This is a genomic window from Bacillus sp. JJ634 (genome assembly GCF_036962285.1).
Classification (GTDB): Bacteria; Bacillota; Bacilli; order Bacillales; family DSM-1321; genus Peribacillus; species Peribacillus asahii_A.
Map to the genome: position 1 here is coordinate 72598 of NZ_JBALMU010000001.1, position 21398 is coordinate 93995.

Below are 21398 nucleotides of genomic sequence, written 5' to 3' on the forward strand. Positions count from 1 at the left end.
TGCCTCCATTATTAGTAATCTATTAATCTTGTTTTGGTACTTCAATTAAAACAGCATCCCCTTGACCGCCACCGCTGCAAATCGCTGCAATTCCTAACCCGCCGCCACGACGCTTTAGCTCATGCATAAGGGTGATAATGATTCTGGCGCCACTTGCTCCAATCGGATGACCTAGTGCAACGGCCCCTCCATTGACATTCACTTTCTCTGGATTAACCTTTGCAATCTCCTCAGTAATAAGTGCCACTGCTGCAAAGGCTTCATTGATCTCAAACAAGTCAATTTCCTCTAAGGATTTTCCTGTTTTCTCTAACAACTTATTGATGACAAGGCCCGGTGCTTTTGGGAAATCCTTCGCTTCCATTGATAACTCAGCATGACCAACAATATAAGCAAAAGGCGTTTTTCCATCTTTCATTGCCCGTTCTTCACTCATCAATACAAGAGCACCTGCTCCATCATTCACACTTGGAGCGTTCCCTGCTGTAATCGTTCCTTCTTTATTAAACGCCGGTGCTAATTTAGCTAAAACTTCAAGTGAAGTATCCTTTCTAGGTGACTCATCCTTTTCAATCAAAATCGGTTGGCCTTTGCGGATCGGAACTTCAACAGGTACAATCTCTTCTCTAAAGATGCCGCCTTCTATAGCCTCAATGGCTTTTTGATGGCTGCGATATGCCCATTCATCCTGAGCCTCGCGGGATAGCTTGAATTCCTCTGCCAATTGGTCTCCATATGTTCCCATAGATACACCCGTAAAGCTGCAGCTTAATCCGTCATGAGTCATTGAATCTTTTAATTCAGCATCCCCCATGCGCAAACCCCATCTCGCTTTTGGAATGAAGTACGGAGCATTGCTCATCGATTCCATACCACCTGCCACAATCACTTCCTCATCCCCAGAGCGAATAATTTGATCGGCTAGTGTAACACTTCGAAGTCCCGAAGCACACACTTTATTAATCGTCTCTGTTTTAATATCCCAAGGAAGGCCCGCAGCACGAGCAGCTTGTCGGGACGGAATTTGACCTTGCCCTGCCTGTAATACATTTCCCATAATAACTTCATCTACTTGATCAAACGGTACACCTGATCTCTCAAGCGCTTCTTTAATTACAATCCCGCCAAGTTCTGACGCTTTTAAACTGCCTAATCCACCGTTAAACTTTCCAACTGGTGTTCGAACTCCACTCACAATGACTGTTTTACCCATTAAAATCATTCCCCTCCGAAATATTATAAAGATTCCGAAAATTAACTGACTGAACGCTCGCTCAAAATGACATCATAAAAAATGGGCCTATACGTTTTTCATTACACTTTCAACATACATTGCAATCTGATAGATCGTTAGTAGTTGGTGGATACCTGCTTCAATAGACCATTGAAGCAGGTATTCCACTGTTTAAGACACTAAAGTTGTGGATTCACCAATGATGGATTTTTCTAATAATTCTGCTACATCATACGTTTTTACATTTTCTTCGACTTCTTTTGCTTTTGTTCCATCAGACAACATTGTTAAACAGAATGGACATCCAGAACTAATAACTGATGGATTAACCGCTAAAGCCTGCTCAGTACGAGCAACATTAATACGGTGTCCTGTTTCTTCTTCCATCCACATTAAACCGCCGCCTGCACCACAGCACATACCTGTTTCACGTTTCCGCTCCATTTCAACAAGCGTAACACCTGGAATCGATTTTAAAATCTCCCTTGGCGGGTCATAGACCTCATTGTAACGACCTAAGTAACAAGAATCATGGAATGTAATCTTCTCGTTTACTTCATACTTCGGTACAAGTTTCCCTTCTTGAACAAGCTTCGCTAATAGTTCAGTATGATGATAGACTTCTGCCTCTAAGCCGAAATCCGGGTACTCATTTTTGAAAATATTAAAGGCGTGAGGATCAATCGTTACGATTTTCTTCACTTCATTCTTCTCAAACTCAGCAATATTATTGCTTGCAAGTTCTTGGAATAAGAACTCGTTTCCTAAACGGCGTGGAGTATCACCTGAGTTTTTCTCTTTATTTCCTAAAATAGCAAACTTTACTCCCGCTTCATTTAGCAGTTTCGCAAAAGAAAGGGCAATCTTTTGACTGCGGCTATCGTAAGAGCCCATAGAGCCAACCCAGAATAAATATTCGAATTCTTCGCCAGCTTTCTTCGCTTCTTTCACAGTCGGTACATGAACATCGTCACGCAGCTCTCTCCAGTCTTCTTTTTCCTTACGGTTCAAGCCCCACGGATTCCCTTGACGCTCGATGTTCGTCATCGCACGCTGTGCATCTGGATCTAACTTACCTTCCGTTAACACTAGATAACGGCGCATATCAATGATTTTATCTACATGCTCATTCATAACAGGACATTGGTCCTCACAGTTTCGGCATGTTGTACATGACCAAAGCTCTTCTTCTGTAATAACCTCACCAATTAAGCTTCTCGAATATACTTCTGCTGCTGCAGCTGATTCTTGAGCACCAATTGAATTCGCTGCTGCTGTTGCCAATTGGTTTCCTTCCGCGTTTCCAAAAACAAAAGTTGGAACCCACGGCTGCTTACCTGTTACAACAGCTCCTGTATTCGTTAAATGATCACGCATTTTAACAATGATATCCATCGGAGACAGCATCTTTCCTGTTCCTGTTGCCGGACACATATTTGTACAGCGCCCGCATTCTACACAAGCATATAAATCAACAAGTTGAAGTTGCGTAAAATCTTCAATGCGTTTCGCACCGTAATACACTTCCGCTTCTTCATCTTCTGGTTCTTCCTCAAAATTAATTGCTTTCAACTTTCCTGGATTATCTAAACGATTCAAATATACATTCAACGGTCCAGCAATCAAATGGAAGTGCTTAGATTGTGGAATATATACTAGGAACGTTAAAATAATAAGCAGATGCAACCACCAAGCTATGTAGAAAACTGTAATAGCCGCCGTTTCGCTCATCCAGCCAAACAAAAAGGCAATACTGGAAGCAACAGGTTCTGACCATGCAGCTTCATGCCCATGCCAGATCATTGCCATTCCATTTCCTAGTAAAACTGTAATCATAATCCCCATGATAAAAATAACAACTAAGCCTGATTTGAACCCTCGTTTTAAACGAACTAGCTTTTCAATATAACGACGATAAAAAGCAGCAAAAATAGCGATAAGCACTGCTAGCGTAACAATCTCTTCAAAGAAAGTGAAGATTGGATACACAGGCCCCAATGGTAAATGAGCCCCTGGCTTAATTCCTTTAATAATGAAATCAATCGCGCCAAATTGAACAAGAATAAATCCATAGAAAAGAAAAAGATGAATGATACCACTCTTTTTATCCTTGAATAGCTTTTTTTGCCCAAAAACGTTGATTTTAACTTTTTCGAGTCGTTCTTTTACACGATTGTCAAATTCTACTTTCTTACCGAGCTTCACATAAGCCGTTCGTGTCTTTAACAAGTAGACAAACAAACTTACCCCGTAAGCGGTTACAAGTAGAGTGGCAATTAAGTTAATCCACAGTAAGCCATTCATTTCTACACTCCGCCCCCTTTTGCATATTTTACACATTTTAAAAATACCATATATTCTGTTTTTTTGTATAAATGGTATTTTTAAGAAATTATATGTTACCTCTATTATATAATGAATGAGCATTCAGTCAATCACTTTTTTGAATTTTTTACATTTTTTTCTTTGGTTATGAAATGGTTTTTTTGGAAAAAATCAATAAATGAGAAAGTTACTCTGTGTTCTTCATACGTTGCACTTCACCTACCTTAAAGGATTATTGGTAAATAAAAATTGGTTAAAAAGGGGAAATATCGTTGGAAATCGCTAGAACGATAGCCTTCATCATCTTGATCATACTTATTCTATTGTGGATTGATTATAAGTGGGGCCAAGCACAACATCGAAAAAAAACGAAGAAAAAAACGTATCCGCTACGTCGAAGCAATATCAAAATTTTTAATTCAGGACCAAAGCTGTTCTATGACTTATTTACAGAAATTGAACATGCCCAAAAACATATTCATATTTTGTTTTATATTATTAAAAATGATCAGTTCAGTCAGCAATTCATCTCCCTTTTGAAGCAAAAGGCTGAAAGCAATGTGGAAGTTCGTTTGCTAGTAGACTGGATAGGTGCCCATAAGCTGTCTAAACAAATCATTCGGGAATTAAAACAAAGCGGTGTACATTTTTCCTATTGTTTCAAACCGCGATTTCCGTTCTTTTTTTATACATTACAAAGACGGAACCATAGAAAAATTACCATAATTGATGGAAAAATTGGATATGTAGGCGGATTAAATATTGCAAAAGAATATGTCAATCAAGATAACAAGCTAAACCCTTGGCGAGATTATCATATAAAAATAAAGGGTGAAGCTGTCCAGGATTTGCAAAGTACATTTTTAACCGATTGGTATATGGCTACAAAAGAGGATTTACGCATACATTCAGATTATTTTCCACCACTTTCGCCTGGTACCCAAAAACAGCAGCTAATCGTAACAGATGGCTGGGGAGTGGAAGGAACATTCCTGGATCTTATTGACCAGGCAGAAGAAAAAATCGTGATTGGTACGCCTTACTTTATTCCAAGTAAAAGATTATTTAATAAACTAAGACAAGCGCTTCATAAAGGCGTTGCTCTAACTATTATTGTTCCGAAAACAACGGACCATATTTTGGTTAAAGAAGCCTCCTATCGGTATTTTCGTGTATTAGAAAAAGAAGGAGCCACCATTTTACAATTTCATAGAGGCTTCTATCATGCAAAAGTGATGCTGATTGACGATCAAATTAGCGATATCGGAACTTCCAATTTCGATAAGCGAAGTTTATTTTTAAATAGTGAAATTAATGCTTTACTATTCGATTCCATATCGATTGAACAGACCAAAAAGTATGTAGAAGTCGACATTACTGAATCCGCCCCAATTAACGAGAAAGCTTATAAAAAACCTAATGCATTCCACAAGTTAAAAGAAGCAATCGCTTTTTGCTTATCACCCTTTTTATAAATCGCTTTGTTACACCATTTTTTGATAAATGGGAACTTCCATCAGCGGGGGTTTCCTTTATGATTCTAATGAAGGACGTTTTCCTAGCTGGGTTTCTGGATTTTGTTCTTCATGGATTTGATGAAAGACATTTTACTGGCTGGATTCCTGGATTTTGTCCTTCATGACTCCAATGAAGGACATTCCCTGGCCGGATTTCTAGAACTTTGTCCTTAAACACACTCTTTGAGGACAGTAAAAGTAATTATATAAGAAAAATGATTATTCAACTAAACGGGAAGGCTGTCCCGAAAGCCATTTTCATGACTTTTGGAACAGCCTCGCCTTTTAGCATAACCTAACAAAGGGAGAGGATCATAGATGAAAATCCGCTTCGGTTATGTGGCCAATGCTACTTGTTTATGGGAGGCCTCCCCTGCTAAAACTTTGACCTTTAAGCGATTCACAACTCTAGGTGAAGAAGAAGGGCTGGCAAAACTGCTTAACGTGACGAAGCAAAATATCGAAAATACACGGCGTATTTTATATTACAATACCGCTCATCAAATTGAACTCTATCGTCTTTCGAGTTCAATTGTTCCATTAGCGACACATCCTGATATTGAGTGGGACTTTGTCACTCCGTTTGAACAAGAATGGAAGGAGCTCGGCGATTGGATTACCCAGCATGCTTTGCGTGTTAGCTTCCACCCTAATCAATTTACGCTGTTTACAAGCCCGCAGCTACACATAACAAAAAATGCAGTAAAAGATATGACCTTTCATTATCGAATGCTTGAAGCAATGGGCATAGAAAAGCAGTCCTATATCAATATTCATGTCGGCGGCGCCTATGGGGATAAGATTGCAGCTACTGCTCGTTTTCATGAAAATCTAAAACAGCTTCCCCAACAAGTAAAAGCGCAGATGACATTAGAAAATGACGATAAAACGTATACCGCACTCGAAACGTTCCATATTTGTCAGAAGGAACAAATTCCACTTGTATTTGACTATCATCATCATATGGCCAATTTATGTGAGGTGCCGCTTACAGACTTACTTTATGATGTTTTTTCCACTTGGAAGCATATGAATGTAGTACCGAAAATTCATATTTCTTCTCCAAAATCAGAAACAGCCTTTCGCTCACATGCTGATTTTGTGGATATTGAGTTTCTTAAACCCTTATTCAAAGCTTTAAAAGAACTTGGACAAGATGTGGATTTCATGATTGAGGCTAAAATGAAGGATCAAGCGATGCTGCAGTTAGTTGAAGACATAACCAAAATTCGCGGTGTTAAAAGAGTAAGTGGCGGCAGTGTTATATGGAAATAGAAAGACGGACAAACATCGAAATCGTTTGTCCGTTTTTCTTTGCGAGCTGGTCGAGCCGCTTCAGCTTTTCTTTTTTACATCTTCTCCGGTGCAGATACACCGATTAGTGCTAGGGCATTTTTCAATGTAATTTGAACAGATTTAACAAGCGCTAAGCGTGCTTTACTTCTGTCTAACTGATCTGCATCTAATACTTTCTCCGCATTATAGAAACTGTGGAATGTAGATGCTAAGTCAAAAATATAGTTCGTGATGCGATGCGGCATCCGTTTATCAGCTGCTTCTGCAATAGCTTGAGGGAATTCTCCTAGCTTTTTCAACAGTTCAATTTCTTTTTCAGAAGAAACCGCAGTGAAATCCGTAACTCCTTCAAAGCTAATGCCTTGTTCCACACCTGAACGCAAAATACTTGAAATACGAGCATGCGCATATTGTGCATAGTATACTGGGTTGTCATTTGATTGAGAAACAGCTAGATCCAAGTCAAAATCCATATGCGTATCGGCACTTCTCATTGCAAAGAAGTAGCGCGTTGCATCTAAACCGACTTCATCAATTAAATCACGCATCGTCACAGCTTTACCTGTACGTTTACTCATTTTCATTTTCTCGCCGTTTTTATATAAATGTACAAGCTGAATAATTTCCACTTCAAGCTGCTCACGATTGTATCCTAGCGCTTCAATAGCCGCTTTCATACGCGGGATATATCCGTGATGGTCCGCTCCCCAAATATTAATTAATGTTTCAAAACCGCGCTCTAATTTATTGCGATGGTAAGCAATATCTGGTGTTAAATACGTGTAAGAACCATCCTGTTTAATTAACACGCGGTCTTTATCGTCACCAAGCTCCGTTGAACGGAACCAAGTTGCTCCGTCTTGCTCATAAATATGACCATTTTCTTTTAGAACAGCTAGTGCAGCATTGATTTTTCCATCTTGGTAAAGAGATGTTTCTGAATACCATACATCAAAACCGACACGGAAGTTTTCAAGATCTTGCTTTAATTTAGCCATTTCATATTTTAAACCGTACTCACGGAAGAAATCGAAACGTTCTTGTTCATCCACATTCACATACTTGTCGCCAAACTCCTCAGCAAGCTTTTTCCCAATCCCGATAATATCTTCCCCATGGTAACCATCGGCAGGCATTTCTTTATCGATGCCTAACGCTTGGAAATAACGCGCTTCTACCGAAAGAGCTAAGTTATTAATTTGATTCCCAGCATCATTAATGTAGTATTCACGAGATACATCATAGCCTGCTTTCGCTAACACATTACATAATGAATCCCCTACAGCTGCCCCACGAGCATGTCCTAGGTGTAGATCACCAGTTGGGTTTGCTGAAACAAATTCTACCTGAATTTTCTCGCCCTTTCCAAAATCGCTTGCACCGTAAGCATCCTTCGCTTCAAGAATAACCGGAATAAGCTCCGTTAAATATGAATTATTCATATAAAAGTTAATAAAACCTGGGCCCGCAATTTCAATTTTTTCAATTGATGCCTTAGATTGATCGAAGTTCGCAATTAATTCTTCCGCAATCATTTTTGGTGCTTTTTTTGCAGTCTTTGTTAGGCGCATCGCCATATTAGTTGAATAATCACCGTTTGCTTTATCTTTTGGCAATTCTAAAATAACATCTGGCAGTTGTTCTTCTGTTGCTAGGCCAGCTTTTAAGACAGCTGCTTTAATTTCTTCTTTTAACTTTGCTTGCACTTGTTCTACAACGTTCATTTCGCTGTTTCCTCCTTATAAGAAATCTTCATCTCATATTGCCCAGGCTCGCTTCCTTGCATCTGTAATGTATAACGCAACATAAGCTTCCCTTCTCTTGCTTGTTCATCCCAATGATAACTGCGTACTTTCGTTTTCGTCTGCGTTCCAAGCCGGCCATATATACTTTCATAGTAGCCGTCCGTTAATTCGTTTAAACGAAATACTTGACGCATTTTAAACACACCGCTTCTAAGCAGTAATGTTTCATTTTCTTTATGCTTAACTGTTGTATTTGTCGAACCCGCTTCGTTTTCTTCGGCATATTGAATGTATAACGTATCTCCTTTGTACACACTTGTCCCAAAGGTAATGAGTTCATACGTTTCTGTATCTTGACCAAACGTGATTTTTGTTTGGAGAGTTACTTTAACTTTTTGTTTATTTATATGATGAAGAGACAAAAAAACACTTCCTTCATAGCGTCATCCTTAACTTTTTAAGTATAAAGATTCTGAAGCGAAGTTTCAACTTCGATTTCACGCGAAATAAACGAGCTTTATATAAAAAAACTCTACAGAGAAACAAAAGTCTTTGTAGAGTTTTGATACACATCATAATTATTTTTTTTGAACCCAGCCTAAAATCATTTCACGAATCAGCTTACTTGCTGTGTTAGCTGTTTGCTCAGAGGGGTCATAAACAGGTGCTACTTCGACTAAGTCGCAGCCTACCACTTTAATGTCTGAACCAGCAATTGCGTGAATCGACGCTAATAATTCTTTCGATGTAATGCCTCCGCAATCAACTGTACCTGTACCTGGTGCGTGCGCAGGATCTAATACGTCAATGTCAATGGTTACATAGACAGGACGACCTGCAAGCTTCGGTAATACTTCTTTCAATGGCTCTAGAACTTCAAATTTCGAAATGTGCATACCTTGCTCTTTCGCCCATTCAAACTCTTCCTTTAAGCCGGAACGAATGCCGAAAGAATACACATTCTTTGGACCGATTAAATCAGCTGCTTTACGGATGATTGCTGCATGTGAAAGCGGCTCACCTTCATAATCTTCGCGTAAATCCGTATGTGCATCCATATGAATAACCGCCATGTCCGGATACTTTTTATGCATTGCTTTAATGACCGGCCAAGACACAAGATGCTCACCACCCATTCCAAGCGGGAATTTACCATCTTCAAGTAATCCGTCGATATAGCTTTCAATCATATCAATGCTTTTTTGCGGATTTCCAAACGGCAACGGAATATCCCCTGCATCAAAAAATCTCACTTCTTCTAATTCTCGATCTAAATAAGGACTGTATTCTTCTAAACCGATTGATACTTCACGAATACGTGCTGGACCAAAACGAGAACCAGGACGGAAGCTAACAGTCCAGTCCATTGGCATTCCATAAAGGACTGCTTCCGATTCTTCATAACTAGGGTGACTTTTAATAAATACATTGCCTGAATAAGCTTCATCAAAACGCATCTTTGCGGCCTCCTCAACGAATAAGGGGCGGAACTTTGCCAAGTTAGCTAACTAAACACCGGATTTACTAAAAACCAGATTGAGCTTTAAAAATGAGCAAAGCTCTGTTTCGTCCGCCCCGCCTTCGTTCTTTTAAATATGATATCTATAGAAGTTTCTAAAAAACTCTCGTTTATTTTACTAAATCTTGAACAAATTTAGGTAATACAAAAGCTGCTTTATGAAGTTCTTTTGTATAATATTTTGTTTCAATTTCATGGAAACGCTCATCCGCCACTTCCAGCGGGTTGTATTTTTTCGAACCGATTGTAAATGCCCATAGACCACTTGGATAGGTTGGGATGTTCGCTACATACAAGTTTGTAATGGGGAAAATTTCTTTTACGTCATGTTGTACGTTACGAATTAAGTCCGCTTTAAACCAGGGGTTATCAGACTGAGCCACGAAAATACCGTCTTCTTTCAATGCTTTCGAAATACCTGCATAGAAACCTTTTGTAAATAGGTTTACAGCTGGTCCAACAGGCTCAGTAGAATCTACCATAATAACGTCATATTCGTTTTCACTTTCGGCAATATGCAGAAAGCCGTCCCCTACTTGTACATCCACACGAGGATCCTCTAACATGCCAGCGATTTCCGGTAAATACTTCTTAGAGTATTCAATTACTTTCCCGTCAATATCCACAAGTGTTACTTCTTTCACACTTGGGTGCTTTAATACTTCGCGGATTACCCCGCCATCTCCACCTCCTACAACTAATACGGTTTCCGGGTTTGGATGCGTAAATAACGGCACATGGGCTACCATCTCATGGTACACGAACTCATCACGTTGTGAAGTCATAACCATATCATCAAGCAAAAGCATGTTGCCCCATTCTTCGGTCTCAATCATGTCTAACTTTTGAAAATCGGTTTGTTCTGTATGTAAAGTACGATTCACTTTCATCGTAATACCAAAGTTCTCAGTTTGTTTCTCGGTAAACCAAATGCTCATTTATTCGCTTCCTTTCCGCATCTATTTATTGAAATGAACCGGTTGCTGTTGTCTTTAGCTAGAAAAAGTATAGACGAATCTAGCAAAATTGCAAGATAAATCTTTTCTATTTACAATTACCACGTTTAAAAAATACTTTTTTTTCCATAATAAATAATAGATAGATGATTCACCTTACTTAGCAAACTTTTTAATAAGGAGGCAAAGCAATGGAAGTGATACCACTTCAGCGATTTAAAAGGGCTGGAAAGTATGTGCGAGCATTTCTAATCCTAGCAACACTCGGAATAATCCTTCTATTTATCATGCTTCTGTCTCTGCTCATTTATGCAAAAATCCTTGGCCCGCCTCCATTGGCCGTCCCGGAATCTACCCTTTATTACAGCGAAAGCGGGACAGTCATCGGAGAAACCAATAATGGTCAAAAACGCTATTGGGTATCGATTGACTCCATTTCACCAGAGCTTGTTAACGCGACTATCGCAGTGGAGGATCGACAGTTTTATACGCATAAAGGCTTTGATGTAAAGCGGATTGGCGGCGCCATTATAGCAGATTTAAAAGCAAGAGCAAAAGTCCAGGGAGCAAGTACGATTACTCAGCAATATGCTCGAAATCTTTTTCTCGATCACGATAAAACATGGAAGCGAAAATGGAATGAAGCCTTATATACGATTCGGCTGGAAATGAATTATTCAAAAGAAGAAATTCTCGAAGGCTACTTAAATACAATTTATTATGGACATGGGGCTTATGGGGCCGAGGCAGCCAGTCAATATTATTTTGGAAAAACAGCAAAAGAACTCACTCTTGCTGAGGCTAGCATTCTGGCTGGCATTCCAAAAGGGCCAAGCAGCTACTCTCCGATTGTAAATCTAGAGAAAGCAAAAACTCGTCAAAACATTGTTTTACATTCAATGGTACAAAAAAACTACATTTCTGAAGCAGAACAAAAACAGGCTCTCCAAGCTCCTTTATCCTTAAAAGGTGAACATACAATTGTTACAAATAAAATGGCTCCGTATTTTCAGGACGCCGTCAAGCAGACGCTGCAAAAGGAGCTAGGAATCGATGAGCGGACTATTGAGCTTGGCGGTTTACGTGTGTATACAACATTAGATGAAAAACAGCAAGCATTAGCAGAAGAAGCATTTGAAAAAATCATCACCAAGTCCTCCAACATTCAAGGAGCACTCGTGGCGATGAAGCCCAAAACGGGAGAAGTAACAGCGCTTGTAGGAGGAAGAGATTATCAACAATCACCTTTCAACCGAGCTACACAAGCGATTCGTCAACCGGGCTCTACGATTAAGCCGCTTCTCTACTATGCTGCATTAGAAAATGGATTCACACCTTCGACTACTTTAATGAGTGAAAAAACGACATTTAAATTTGACGAGGGCCAATCCTCGTATTCACCAAGTAATTACAACCATCAGTACGCTGACTCAGAAATTACGCTTGCTCAAGCTATTGCCTTATCAGACAACATTTATGCGGTGAAAACACATTTGTTTCTTGGACAAAAAGTACTTCGCGATACCGCTAAACGTTTTGGATTAACATCAAAGATGGAGGTCGTACCATCGCTTGCATTAGGAACATCGGGAGCACGTATCATAGAAATGGTCAATGCATACAGCTTATTTGCTAATGGCGGGAAAAAGGTAAAACCAGTTTTCATTACAAAAGTAGAGAATCACCAAGGCGATGTTTTATTTCAATATAAAAAAGAAAACGAACAAGTGCTGGACCCTGATCAAACTTTTGTCATGACACAGATGCTAACAGGCGTCTTTGATGAAACGCTTAACGGTTATACCAAAGTAACAGGCAGCACGATTAGTAAACAATTAACGCACGTGTACGCTGGAAAATCCGGTTCCACCTCTACAGATAGTTGGATGATTGGCTACACACCACAGCTTGTTACGGGTGTATGGACAGGATATGATCAAGCAAAAAAAATTGAAAATCCAGCCGAAAAGGTATACGCCAAGAAAATTTGGGCTACCTTTATGGAAGCAAGTCTTAAAGATAAACCAGTAAAATATTTTAAAGAAACAAGCAACGTCATCGGTCTCCATATCGATCCAAAAAGCGGAAAAATTGCGTCCGAACGCTGCTCCAATTCCCGTTTAACCTACTTTGTCAAAGGAACAGAGCCAGAAGAATACTGTCCAGAGCATTTCAAAGGTGATGCACCAAAAGAACAACAACCAGCAAAAAAACCTTGGTATAAGTGGATTTTAAAACCTTGGGGCTAAGAAAAGCGGAAACGGCTTGACCAGCTCGTGAAGAAAATAGGGAAAGGCCTGGAAGGCGTTCTTTGCCTTTCGAGGGCTGTCATCTTTTTCACAGCGAGCTAGCCGTTGGAGCTAGACATCGAGAAAAGCGGAAACGGCTTAATCAGTTCTCCTTAATAAAAACCTCGCAATTCAATGACTGCGAGGTTTTTTCGTTCTTATATTTATCACAATTATATTATCCAACCGTTAAATCCTGCTTTAATTGCTCTGCAGAACGCTCCCACATACCTGCATCATGATTCTGTAAATAATCGGCTAATATCTTTTTCGATTTATCGTCCATATGCTCGACCATAATATGACGTTTCAATGATTTATCCATTTTATTCACATGCTCTGGCAACGACTTGTATCCACGGCGAATCGAGCGGTCAACCGTCATTTCACAAGCCGTCACACCTGCATATAGCGGACCGTTTGGACCTACTTCAATCGTAACCCAGACGAGCCAATATGGTTTAGCATTTGGGACTTCCTCTTTAGAAGTTAAAAACTTAATGCCGCGTTCTACCGCACTGCGCGCATGCATCGCACCAATATCTACTTCCGCTTCTCCAGCTTCGACATCAATAATGACTGGTGAAATATTATCAAGCGTTAATACGCCTGCACCAAATCCGCCATGTCCCTCTGTAGGATCGTTTTTGATAATATTAAAACCGACCTTTTTCTTTTGTTGTTCTTCCATTCGTCTAATCTCCTCCATCCATATTTATCTTAAAAAAAGATACCGCTAAAAAATTGACTTAATGTACCCGAAATAAACGGCAGTACCGTTTGAAATAGTGGATCAATCGTATAATGACTGAGCGGGGTAAGAACGATAATTAAAAATACTAACATGCCATACTGTTCAAATTGCGTTAATTTAGCCCGCATATCTGCCGAAACTAAGTCTTCAATAATCCGATATCCATCCAAAGGAGGAAACGGCAACAAATTAAAGACAAACAACACGAGATTCAGCCAAATAAGCATTTCAAAAAACGGGACAATCAATGGAGATATTTCTACTCCTGCAGCAAGCAATCCGTACCAAACAAAGTACCCTATACTCGCGACCACTAAATTACTAAAGGGACCAGCAAAAGATACTAAAATTCCTGCTAGACGTGGATTTTTAAAATAAAAACGATTCACAGGAACCGGTCGCGCCCATCCAAATCCAAACAGCAAAATAAAAATCGTACCGACTGGATCTAAATGTGAAACCGGGTTTAACGTCACTCGCCCCTCATTTTTCGCTGTTAAATCACCAAACTTATACGCCACATAAGCATGGGCAAATTCATGTACGGTAAAAGCAATTAACAGAGCGACGATGACATATGGCAACTGCTCTAAGTCAAACGCTAAAAAATCCATCCATAGTTTCTCCCCCATTATTTTATACCCCTAGTATACAGGAAATCACTGAGAAGGGAAAAAACTCTGTTTTCAGATTGTTGCAATTTCTTCTATGATATGAAACACTACAATCATATTGGGAAAGGAGGGAAACTATATGCCATATGTAACTGTTAAAATGCTAGAAGGCCGTACAGACGAGCAAAAGAAAGCATTAGTAGAAAAAGTAACTGCAGCTGTTTCAGAAACAACAGGAGCACCAGCAGAAGCTGTAACGATTTTTATCGAAGAAATGTCTAAAAACCACCTAGCTGTCGCAGGCGTTCGTAAAAGCGATCTATAAAAGGATAGAAAAGTGTAAAGTTCTCGGACACGCTTTGGTATCTAGCTCTACTGGCTAGGTCACTGTGAAAAAGACAGGAGCCATCAGCACCCTATTTGGTACGTGATTTGAACAAGCTAGTTCCGCTTTTTTATTCTATACATAGAGAAAAAGCTAAGCTGTTAGCTCAGCTTAGCTTTCTCTTGTAACTGTTCAATATATGCATATGCTTCATCAATTTCTTCAAGCGTATACTTTTGCTTACTTTTTAATGTGAAGATCTTCTCGATTACTTCATCTTTTTCTAGCGTATCAAAAAATAATACGGTAGAAACAAGCTCTAAAAAGCGTGCATTTTGTTCGTTCATATCTAGCAAGCACTCTTCTAACATCGGCATCTCCACTTCCTGCATCGATAAAAAGGCACGACCCGCTTCTGTAATGGAATAGCAGTATTGGTAATACCCAGCTCTTTTTTCTCTTACTTCATTTAAGTAGCCCATATTGCATAGCTCTTCAATTCGTAATGTTAGTTCCTCCGAATACGGTCCATAGAAATGGAACTGATATTTCTCTTGAAAGGGAAATGATAGCTTTTTCGCAATATATACGATCTTTTGCAATTTTTTCCGGCCTGAAATCTCTCCTGCAACAGAAATAGCATTTATAATTTTCGCATGATCCTTAAACAAGGCTCATCACTCCTTACCCAAATGTTCCTATCTTATTCCGGCAAATCCAATAGTCTTCGAATTTGTCTTTTTACAATTTTCTTTGTCGATTCATCGCGCAATAAATCTTCAGGGAAATATAGCTTATGATCCGTTCTGCGCTTACCTGAAATAGCATCGACAATTTGTGATTCACGAGACAATTCACGAATCTCTCCGTTATTCTTCAACAGATGAATCGGCAAACGCTCTTCTTCCTCACCTGGACGATAGAAATCATAGGGTAAATCGGATGAAGAATCGACTACGAGATAATATTCGGGATCAATGCCCGCTTTTTTAAATAACGTATTTAATTCCATTAACTTATTCATCTGTTCATTTGATGGGTGAAATTCCACATACTTAAACAATTTACGATTTACAAACCGACTACATAAATCCTTTAAAATAGCATCCTCTTCATTTTCCCAGCATTGAAAATAATAGAGCATCACGGCTTCATCCATTTTTAAATAATCCGCTAACGTCACATGTCCGTTAAACATCGAATAAAAATGGACAGGCTCTTGGGCGAACGTATAGCCTGATTCCGATAAGTATTTCGCTCTATGTAAAATCTTTGTTAAAATCACTTCCGCACTGCGTGTTACCGGATGAAAGTAGACTTGCCAATACATTTGATAACGACTCATGATGTAATCTTCCACAGCATGCATCCCACTTTGCTTAATAACAACCTGCTCTTCACGAGGACGCATAACACGCAGAATCCGTTCCATATCAAAATGGCCATAGCTAACACCTGTAAAATACGCATCACGCTGCAAGTAATCCATACGATCTGCATCAATTTGGCTTGAAATTAAACTAACAACTAACTTATTGGCATATGTTTTTGCAATGACTTCTGCAACTTTTTTCGGGAAATCTTCCGCCACTTTTTTTAACACAGCATTCACTTCTGTATCACCAAGAATAATTTGCCGAGTAAACTGCTCATGGTCCAAATTAAATACTTTTTCAAAAGAATGAGAGAATGGCCCGTGCCCTAAATCATGCAAAAGGGCTGCACATAAAGAAAGAAGCCGTTCCTCCTGCTTCCATTCTTGTCGATTCACAAATACATCATCTACAATACGACGCACAATTTCATACACACCAAGTGAATGATTAAACCGACTATGTTCAGCTCCATGAAATGTCAAATAAGTTGTACCTAGCTGCTTAATTCGACGCAATCGTTGAAATTCCTTCGTCCCTATTAAATCCCAAATCACCCGATCACGAACGTGAATATAGCGATGCACCGGATCTTTAAACACTTTCTCTTCCATTAATTTTTCATGGGAATACTTCATAAGCGCCCCTCTTTTTTAAAATCATTTCTATCAATTATAGCTTGTTTCGCTTTAAAAGCCTATCTTTACAGCAAGAAATGCGGCTAAAATTGTAAGAAGTCTGGAATAAATCTTCTATTAAAGAGGCATCCTATCTATGCATTCGCGATAAAAAATCACCACGCCAATCAACTACGAGGTGATGATGATACAGTACATTATTTAAGCTTCTTATCTATCTTATCCATTAACTCATCTTCTGTTGGCGCTGCTACTGGACGATTATTCACAAAAGCAAAAGATTTCTTTCTTCCTGGACCACAATAGGATTGGCAGCCCACTTCAATCTTTGCATCCGGATCTAGCTTTTGTAAACGAGGTACCAAAGTTTTGATATTAACTGCCTGGCAGTCATCACACACTCGGAATTCATTAGCCATCCTTCGTTTACCATCCTTTCTATATATAAACAATCTACTCTTTATATTTATATTTAAACAACTAAATGGTATTTTACCGCTTCTACTTGTTTATTTCAAGAGGTGAACATGCACCGAATATACGCTCCTTTTCCTACTTTTTACAAAAAGCATATATAGAGTAACAATCTAAAGCAGTCAAATAAAAACTACTATCCTTTTAACTTTTATGAATAAAATTTCCCGAACCTGTCCAAACTGATTAGTAAAATACAACAATGTTCCTAAACTTCAATATCATCAATTTATCATTTTTAGATAGTACAAGAAAGGAAGTATGCGCTTATGAAAATTCGGCAAGATGCTTGGACAGAAGAAGACGATTTATTATTAGCTGAGACGGTACTACGTCATGTTCGTGAAGGAAGCACACAATTAAATGCTTTTGAAGAGGTGGGCGACAAATTAAACCGTACTTCAGCTGCATGCGGTTTTCGCTGGAATGCAGTCGTTCGTCATAACTATGATAAAGCTCTATCACTCGCCAAAAAACAACGAAAGCAACGTCAAAGAATTCTAGGAAAAGACCAAGGCGGCAAGAAGAAATTGCTATATACGCCACCCGCTCCTACTATGGCAGATATTACTGTACCAACAAGCGAGCCTAACGAAGTTGAACTAACATTAGAAACTAGTAACTATGAAGTCAATCAAGCAGAAACTACCGTTCAAAGTTATGCGCTCACAGAAACAACACTGACACTCGATACAGTCATTTCATTCCTTGAAACAATGAATGGACGCACGCTGCAAGCGGAAGTGTTAAAAACAGAGAATGAACGTTTAAAGCTTGAAATTAAAGAATTGAAAAAGCGGAATGAAGAGCTTGAAGGGAAAGTTAATCATTTAGAACAAAATACGGGCTTAATTCAAGAAGATTATGAAACTCTAATGAAGATTATGAACCGTGCACGAAAGCTCGTTTTATTAGAAGAAGATGAGCGTCCAACAACGAAATTTAAAATGGACCGTAATGGAAATTTAGAAAAAATGGCGGAATAAGAGAGCAAGATTTTCTTATACTATCCGAATGTATACTAAACGAACGATAGTATAGAAAAAAGGTTATATATAAAGCCAATTTGGTTTTCGACATCCTCTTATCTAATTGGTGAAATAATTTTTGGCCCCTGCTTTCTCTTTCGTTTCATGGAGCTAGAGCTACCTTTTAGCGTAGCTGAAAGGCGTGTGAGACCGTAATCCAAAGATCAACAGCGTATTCAAATAAACATTCTTATGCCTATTTAACAAGTTGAACATGTAGCGGTAATAAGATACGTCTTTTCCTTCTAACATAAACTACTGCTCATGAGCAGTTTAAAATAACTAAAACTCTGTTTATCTTCTTAACAATATGGAAGAGAATAAACAGAGTTTTTTTATCATATAAATGAATCTTGAAACTTGTGTATCCCAAAAGAACACACGACTCTTATATGAGAGAGAACTCTTTTTAAAAACATTGGCTTTTTTTGTTATATGACACTGTTGATCTTTGAATCATTTTAGCCCACTCATATGAAATAAGCTATTATAACAAAAAAGAGATCATCAAAATTGATTTAGATTAGAGATTCCTATGGAGGGACGCAACACTCTCTTATATAGAAACTTAACTTTTTTGTGAAATTTCCTGAATAGTTTCTATTTTACACCATAGTTTCCAGAATATTCTGTTTACCTATATACAAAGAGCCATTATAATAAAGGTATACTTTTCTAAGGAGGGATGGAAAGATGAGAAAAACAAAAGTTTTTTATGGCGTATTGCTGCTTGTCTTTTTGTCCTTCTTAATTACTCAATATACAAGCGAAAATACGAAAGCTTTAAATTTGCATGAAAGCAAAGCAATCACGGCCTTTAATGGGGACGTCCAAGACCTTCCTTTAAAAGATGATAATAAGAAACATCCTTTCACTCCAATAAATATTTTACAATTCTTTATCTATTTGTCTCTTGTTTTTATCTCATTCAATGTCTTGTTAGCTCAAACCCGCAATAAACTTATTTTCTTTACACCCATTTTTTATCAGGCGAATTATCTAATACGTACCCCTTGATTTTTTTAAAAAAATTACAAGGGGGAATATATATGTGGATTCGTTTTCTAATGATGGGGTTCTTTTCACTTACAGCATTTAGCTTTCTTTTTTATCAAGGAATTGAAATTTCCCATGCATTTTTAGATTTCTTTAAAAAGAATAATTCATAATCTAAATTCGTGGAAGTTCATTTGACTCTAGGGCGATTCTCCAGCATTCATTCAAGGGGGATCGTCTTTTTTATTTACTCTGCTTCGCTATGGTGGCTGTTAGTATTCCATTCCGCGCCATTAAAATCTACTTATTGAATACTACACTTTAGAAAAGAGAAGAGTCACCCTGAAAAAATTTTCTCCGGGTGACTCTTCTCTTTGATTAATCTAAACGAGCCAGTTTCTCTTTTCTTGGTATCTTGCTTCGGATGCCTTCCACTTTTCTTATTTTGGCATCGCCTTTTCATTTCTCTCTTTAATTCTTATTAAATAAGATTCAAATAATGGTTGCTCTTCCACGGTTAGAGGTAGCATATGAACTTGTCCAGTATGTGTTTGGAGTACTTGTAAAAAGCGCTTTATTACATCAGATATCGTAAGACGGGTTTGGAGTAATTCTTCTAGCGATGCCATCACATCTGGTTGAATATCCGGATATGTAAATTTCGTTTCTGTCTCCGCAAGCGCTGCATGATAAAACTCTTTGATTAGCTGTGCTCGTTTAGAGCCGCTTCCACTGACACAAAGATAGATTTGAACAGCAACACCATTTCGAATACGGCGCTGTGAAATACCGGCGAATTTTTGACCAGCAATACTTAAATCATAGCTGCCAGGACAATAAGAACCAACAATCTCTTTTGCTTCAATCTCCACCGCAAAATCAGCAAACATAAGCCTAATTAAGTCCCACATTGTATCGTAACCACGATTGATATCAATTCGATGTTCTGTTTCAGGAAAAACTAATGATAGATTTAATACACCCTCATCTAGTACAACAGCAAGCCCCCCTGAATTTCGAACAATCGCTCGAAAACCATGTCTATTCAACACATCAATACCTTGTTTAAGAAAAGGAAGCTTTGTATCTTGAATGCCTAATACGACGGTTTGATGATGAACCCATGCTCTAGCAACAGCGGTCGTTTGCCCTGCTCCAACTAAAGCGCAAAGCGTATCATCCATCGCAAAGGACTCCAACGCATGAAACTTTGGACCGAGAGATGACTGGTCAATCACTCTCCACTCTCGCTGCACTAACAAAGAATCTGTCTCACGCATATTGATCTCCCCTTTAATAAGTTACCCACAATTTATCCACAACACTTAAAGTGACTGAGCCGCTGTAATAATTGCTAATTTATAAACGTCTTCTTCGCTGCAACCGCGGGATAAATCATTAACTGGACGATTAAGGCCTTGCAGAATTGGGCCGACTGCTTCAAAGTTACCAAGGCGTTGAACCATTTTGTAGCCGATATTCCCCGCTTCCAGACTTGGGAAAACGAATACGTTAGCGTTTCCACGAAGAGGTGAATTCGGTGCTTTACTTTTTGCAACAGCTGGTATGAAGGCAGCGTCAAATTGAATTTCACCATCGACAACAAGCTGCGGATCCATCTCATGTACTAGCTGTACAGCTTTAACGACTTTTTCTGTTTCAGGTGAAACAGCAGATCCCTTTGTTGAAAAGCTTAATAGAGCTACACGTGGCTCAATATCAAACATTTGACCTGTTTTCGCACTTTCCACCGCGATTTCAGCTAAATCTTGGCTATCTGGAGAAATATTGATGGCACAGTCTGCGAATACGTATTTCTCTTCCCCGCGCACCATAATAAATACACCAGAGGTTTTTTGAATACCAGGCTTTGTTTTAATAATTTGAAGAGCTGGACGAACCGTATCAGCTGTAGAGTGTGCAGCACCGCTCACCATTCCTTGTGCATCATTCAGATGAACAAGCATCGTGCCGAAATAGTTTCCATCTAATAGAATTTGGCGCGCTTGCTCCTCTGTCACTTTTCCTTTTCGAACTTCTACAAAAGCTGCAATCATTTTATCCATGTCTGGATATTTTTTCGGATCATATAATTCTACCGATTCTAAAGAAACCTTTAATTGATCCGCTTTCTGCCGAATCTCTTCGATGTCTCCAATTAAAATTGGCGTTAATAATTTCTCGTTGGCAAGTCGAGCTGCAGCGGCAAGGATACGCTCATCTAATCCTTCTGGAAAGACGATTTTTACATTTTCTTTAGAGATCTTCTCTTCTAAAATCTTAAATAAATCACTCATTGCTACATCCTCCTTAATG

19 protein-coding genes are annotated in these 21398 nt (G+C 38.8%); 6 read left to right on the plus strand and 13 right to left on the minus strand.

The window, feature by feature from the left end; genetic code table 11:
• Positions 1-22: 22 nt before the first annotated feature.
• Both V7068_RS00375 and V7068_RS00380 read right to left on the minus strand, forming a co-directional pair.
• Positions 23-1213, minus strand: coding sequence for an acetyl-CoA C-acetyltransferase (locus tag V7068_RS00375; protein WP_499710410.1), 1191 nt, complete (start codon positions 1211-1213; stop codon positions 23-25).
• A 192-nt stretch (positions 1214-1405) separates the two neighbouring features.
• Positions 1406-3538: a heterodisulfide reductase-related iron-sulfur binding cluster gene (locus tag V7068_RS00380; RefSeq protein WP_499710412.1), complete on the minus strand. Its 2133-nt coding sequence runs from the start codon at positions 3536-3538 to the stop codon at positions 1406-1408.
• A 293-nt stretch (positions 3539-3831) separates the two neighbouring features.
• On the opposite strand from V7068_RS00380, the gene cls reads away from it, so the two are divergent.
• Positions 3832-5034 carry a cardiolipin synthase gene (cls, locus tag V7068_RS00385; RefSeq protein WP_499710413.1) on the plus strand — a complete coding sequence of 401 codons (1203 nt, stop codon included), beginning with the start codon at positions 3832-3834 and terminating at the stop codon, positions 5032-5034.
• 360 nt (positions 5035-5394) lie between these two features.
• Complete coding sequence (gene uvsE, locus V7068_RS00390) at positions 5395-6351, plus strand: UV DNA damage repair endonuclease UvsE (protein ID WP_499710415.1); 957 nt, start codon at positions 5395-5397, stop codon at positions 6349-6351.
• A 74-nt stretch (positions 6352-6425) separates the two neighbouring features.
• On the opposite strand, the gene argS is transcribed toward uvsE, so the two are convergent.
• The 4 genes from argS to speE all read right to left on the minus strand — a co-directional run bounded on the left by argS (position 6426) and on the right by speE (position 10574).
• Positions 6426-8096, minus strand: coding sequence for an arginine--tRNA ligase (gene argS, locus V7068_RS00395; protein WP_499710417.1), 1671 nt, complete (start codon positions 8094-8096; stop codon positions 6426-6428).
• Positions 8093-8539 carry a YwiB family protein gene (locus V7068_RS00400; RefSeq protein ID WP_499710419.1) on the minus strand — a complete coding sequence of 149 codons (447 nt, stop codon included), beginning with the start codon at positions 8537-8539 and terminating at the stop codon, positions 8093-8095. The genes argS and V7068_RS00400 overlap by 4 nt, the downstream gene beginning before the upstream one ends.
• A 156-nt stretch (positions 8540-8695) precedes the next feature.
• Positions 8696-9574: an agmatinase gene (gene speB, locus V7068_RS00405; protein ID WP_499710421.1), complete on the minus strand. Its 879-nt coding sequence runs from the start codon at positions 9572-9574 to the stop codon at positions 8696-8698.
• Between the two features lie 172 nt (positions 9575-9746).
• Positions 9747-10574: a spermidine synthase gene (speE, locus tag V7068_RS00410; RefSeq protein WP_499710422.1), complete on the minus strand. Its 828-nt coding sequence runs from the start codon at positions 10572-10574 to the stop codon at positions 9747-9749.
• Positions 10575-10783: 209 nt separating this feature from the next.
• Between speE and V7068_RS00415 the strand changes: the two genes are divergently transcribed.
• Positions 10784-12841, plus strand: coding sequence for a transglycosylase domain-containing protein (locus V7068_RS00415; protein ID WP_127762239.1), 2058 nt, complete (start codon positions 10784-10786; stop codon positions 12839-12841).
• Between the two features lie 217 nt (positions 12842-13058).
• Here the strand turns inward: V7068_RS00415 and V7068_RS00420 are convergent, their stop codons facing one another.
• Together V7068_RS00420 and V7068_RS00425 are read right to left on the minus strand one after the other, a co-directional pair.
• Positions 13059-13571 carry a YwhD family protein gene (locus tag V7068_RS00420; RefSeq protein ID WP_499710423.1) on the minus strand — a complete coding sequence of 171 codons (513 nt, stop codon included), beginning with the start codon at positions 13569-13571 and terminating at the stop codon, positions 13059-13061.
• Positions 13572-13600: 29 nt separating this feature from the next.
• Entirely contained in the window at positions 13601-14266 is a 666-nt protein-coding gene (locus V7068_RS00425) for a site-2 protease family protein (RefSeq protein WP_403037185.1), read from the minus strand.
• Positions 14267-14387: 121 nt separating this feature from the next.
• Here V7068_RS00425 and thmT point away from each other — a divergent pair, with 121 nt between their 5' ends.
• On the plus strand, positions 14388-14573 hold the full coding sequence (gene thmT, locus V7068_RS00430) for a 2-hydroxymuconate tautomerase (protein WP_119116240.1): 186 nt from the start codon (positions 14388-14390) through the stop codon (positions 14571-14573).
• Positions 14574-14734: 161 nt separating this feature from the next.
• On the opposite strand, the gene V7068_RS00435 is transcribed toward thmT, so the two are convergent.
• The 3 genes from V7068_RS00435 to V7068_RS00445 all read right to left on the minus strand — a co-directional run bounded on the left by V7068_RS00435 (position 14735) and on the right by V7068_RS00445 (position 17003).
• Complete coding sequence (locus V7068_RS00435; protein ID WP_499710426.1) at positions 14735-15244, minus strand: YwgA family protein; 510 nt, start codon at positions 15242-15244, stop codon at positions 14735-14737.
• A gap of 32 nt (positions 15245-15276) precedes the next feature.
• Entirely contained in the window at positions 15277-16584 is a 1308-nt protein-coding gene (locus tag V7068_RS00440) for an HD domain-containing protein (protein ID WP_499710427.1), read from the minus strand.
• A 197-nt stretch (positions 16585-16781) separates the two neighbouring features.
• Positions 16782-17003, minus strand: coding sequence for a YuzB family protein (locus V7068_RS00445; protein WP_119116243.1), 222 nt, complete (start codon positions 17001-17003; stop codon positions 16782-16784).
• Between the two features lie 324 nt (positions 17004-17327).
• Here V7068_RS00445 and V7068_RS00450 point away from each other — a divergent pair, with 324 nt between their 5' ends.
• Positions 17328-18044: an RsfA family transcriptional regulator gene (locus V7068_RS00450; protein WP_499710428.1), complete on the plus strand. Its 717-nt coding sequence runs from the start codon at positions 17328-17330 to the stop codon at positions 18042-18044.
• 735 nt (positions 18045-18779) lie between these two features.
• Positions 18780-19103, plus strand: coding sequence for a hypothetical protein (locus tag V7068_RS00455; protein ID WP_499710429.1), 324 nt, complete (start codon positions 18780-18782; stop codon positions 19101-19103).
• A 419-nt stretch (positions 19104-19522) separates the two neighbouring features.
• On the opposite strand, the gene lipL is transcribed toward V7068_RS00455, so the two are convergent.
• Together lipL and pta are read right to left on the minus strand one after the other, a co-directional pair.
• Positions 19523-20362, minus strand: coding sequence for an octanoyl-[GcvH]:protein N-octanoyltransferase (gene lipL, locus V7068_RS00460; RefSeq protein WP_499710430.1), 840 nt, complete (start codon positions 20360-20362; stop codon positions 19523-19525).
• 45 nt (positions 20363-20407) lie between these two features.
• Entirely contained in the window at positions 20408-21379 is a 972-nt protein-coding gene (pta, locus tag V7068_RS00465) for a phosphate acetyltransferase (RefSeq protein ID WP_499710431.1), read from the minus strand.
• Between the last annotated feature and the right edge of the window lie 19 nt (positions 21380-21398).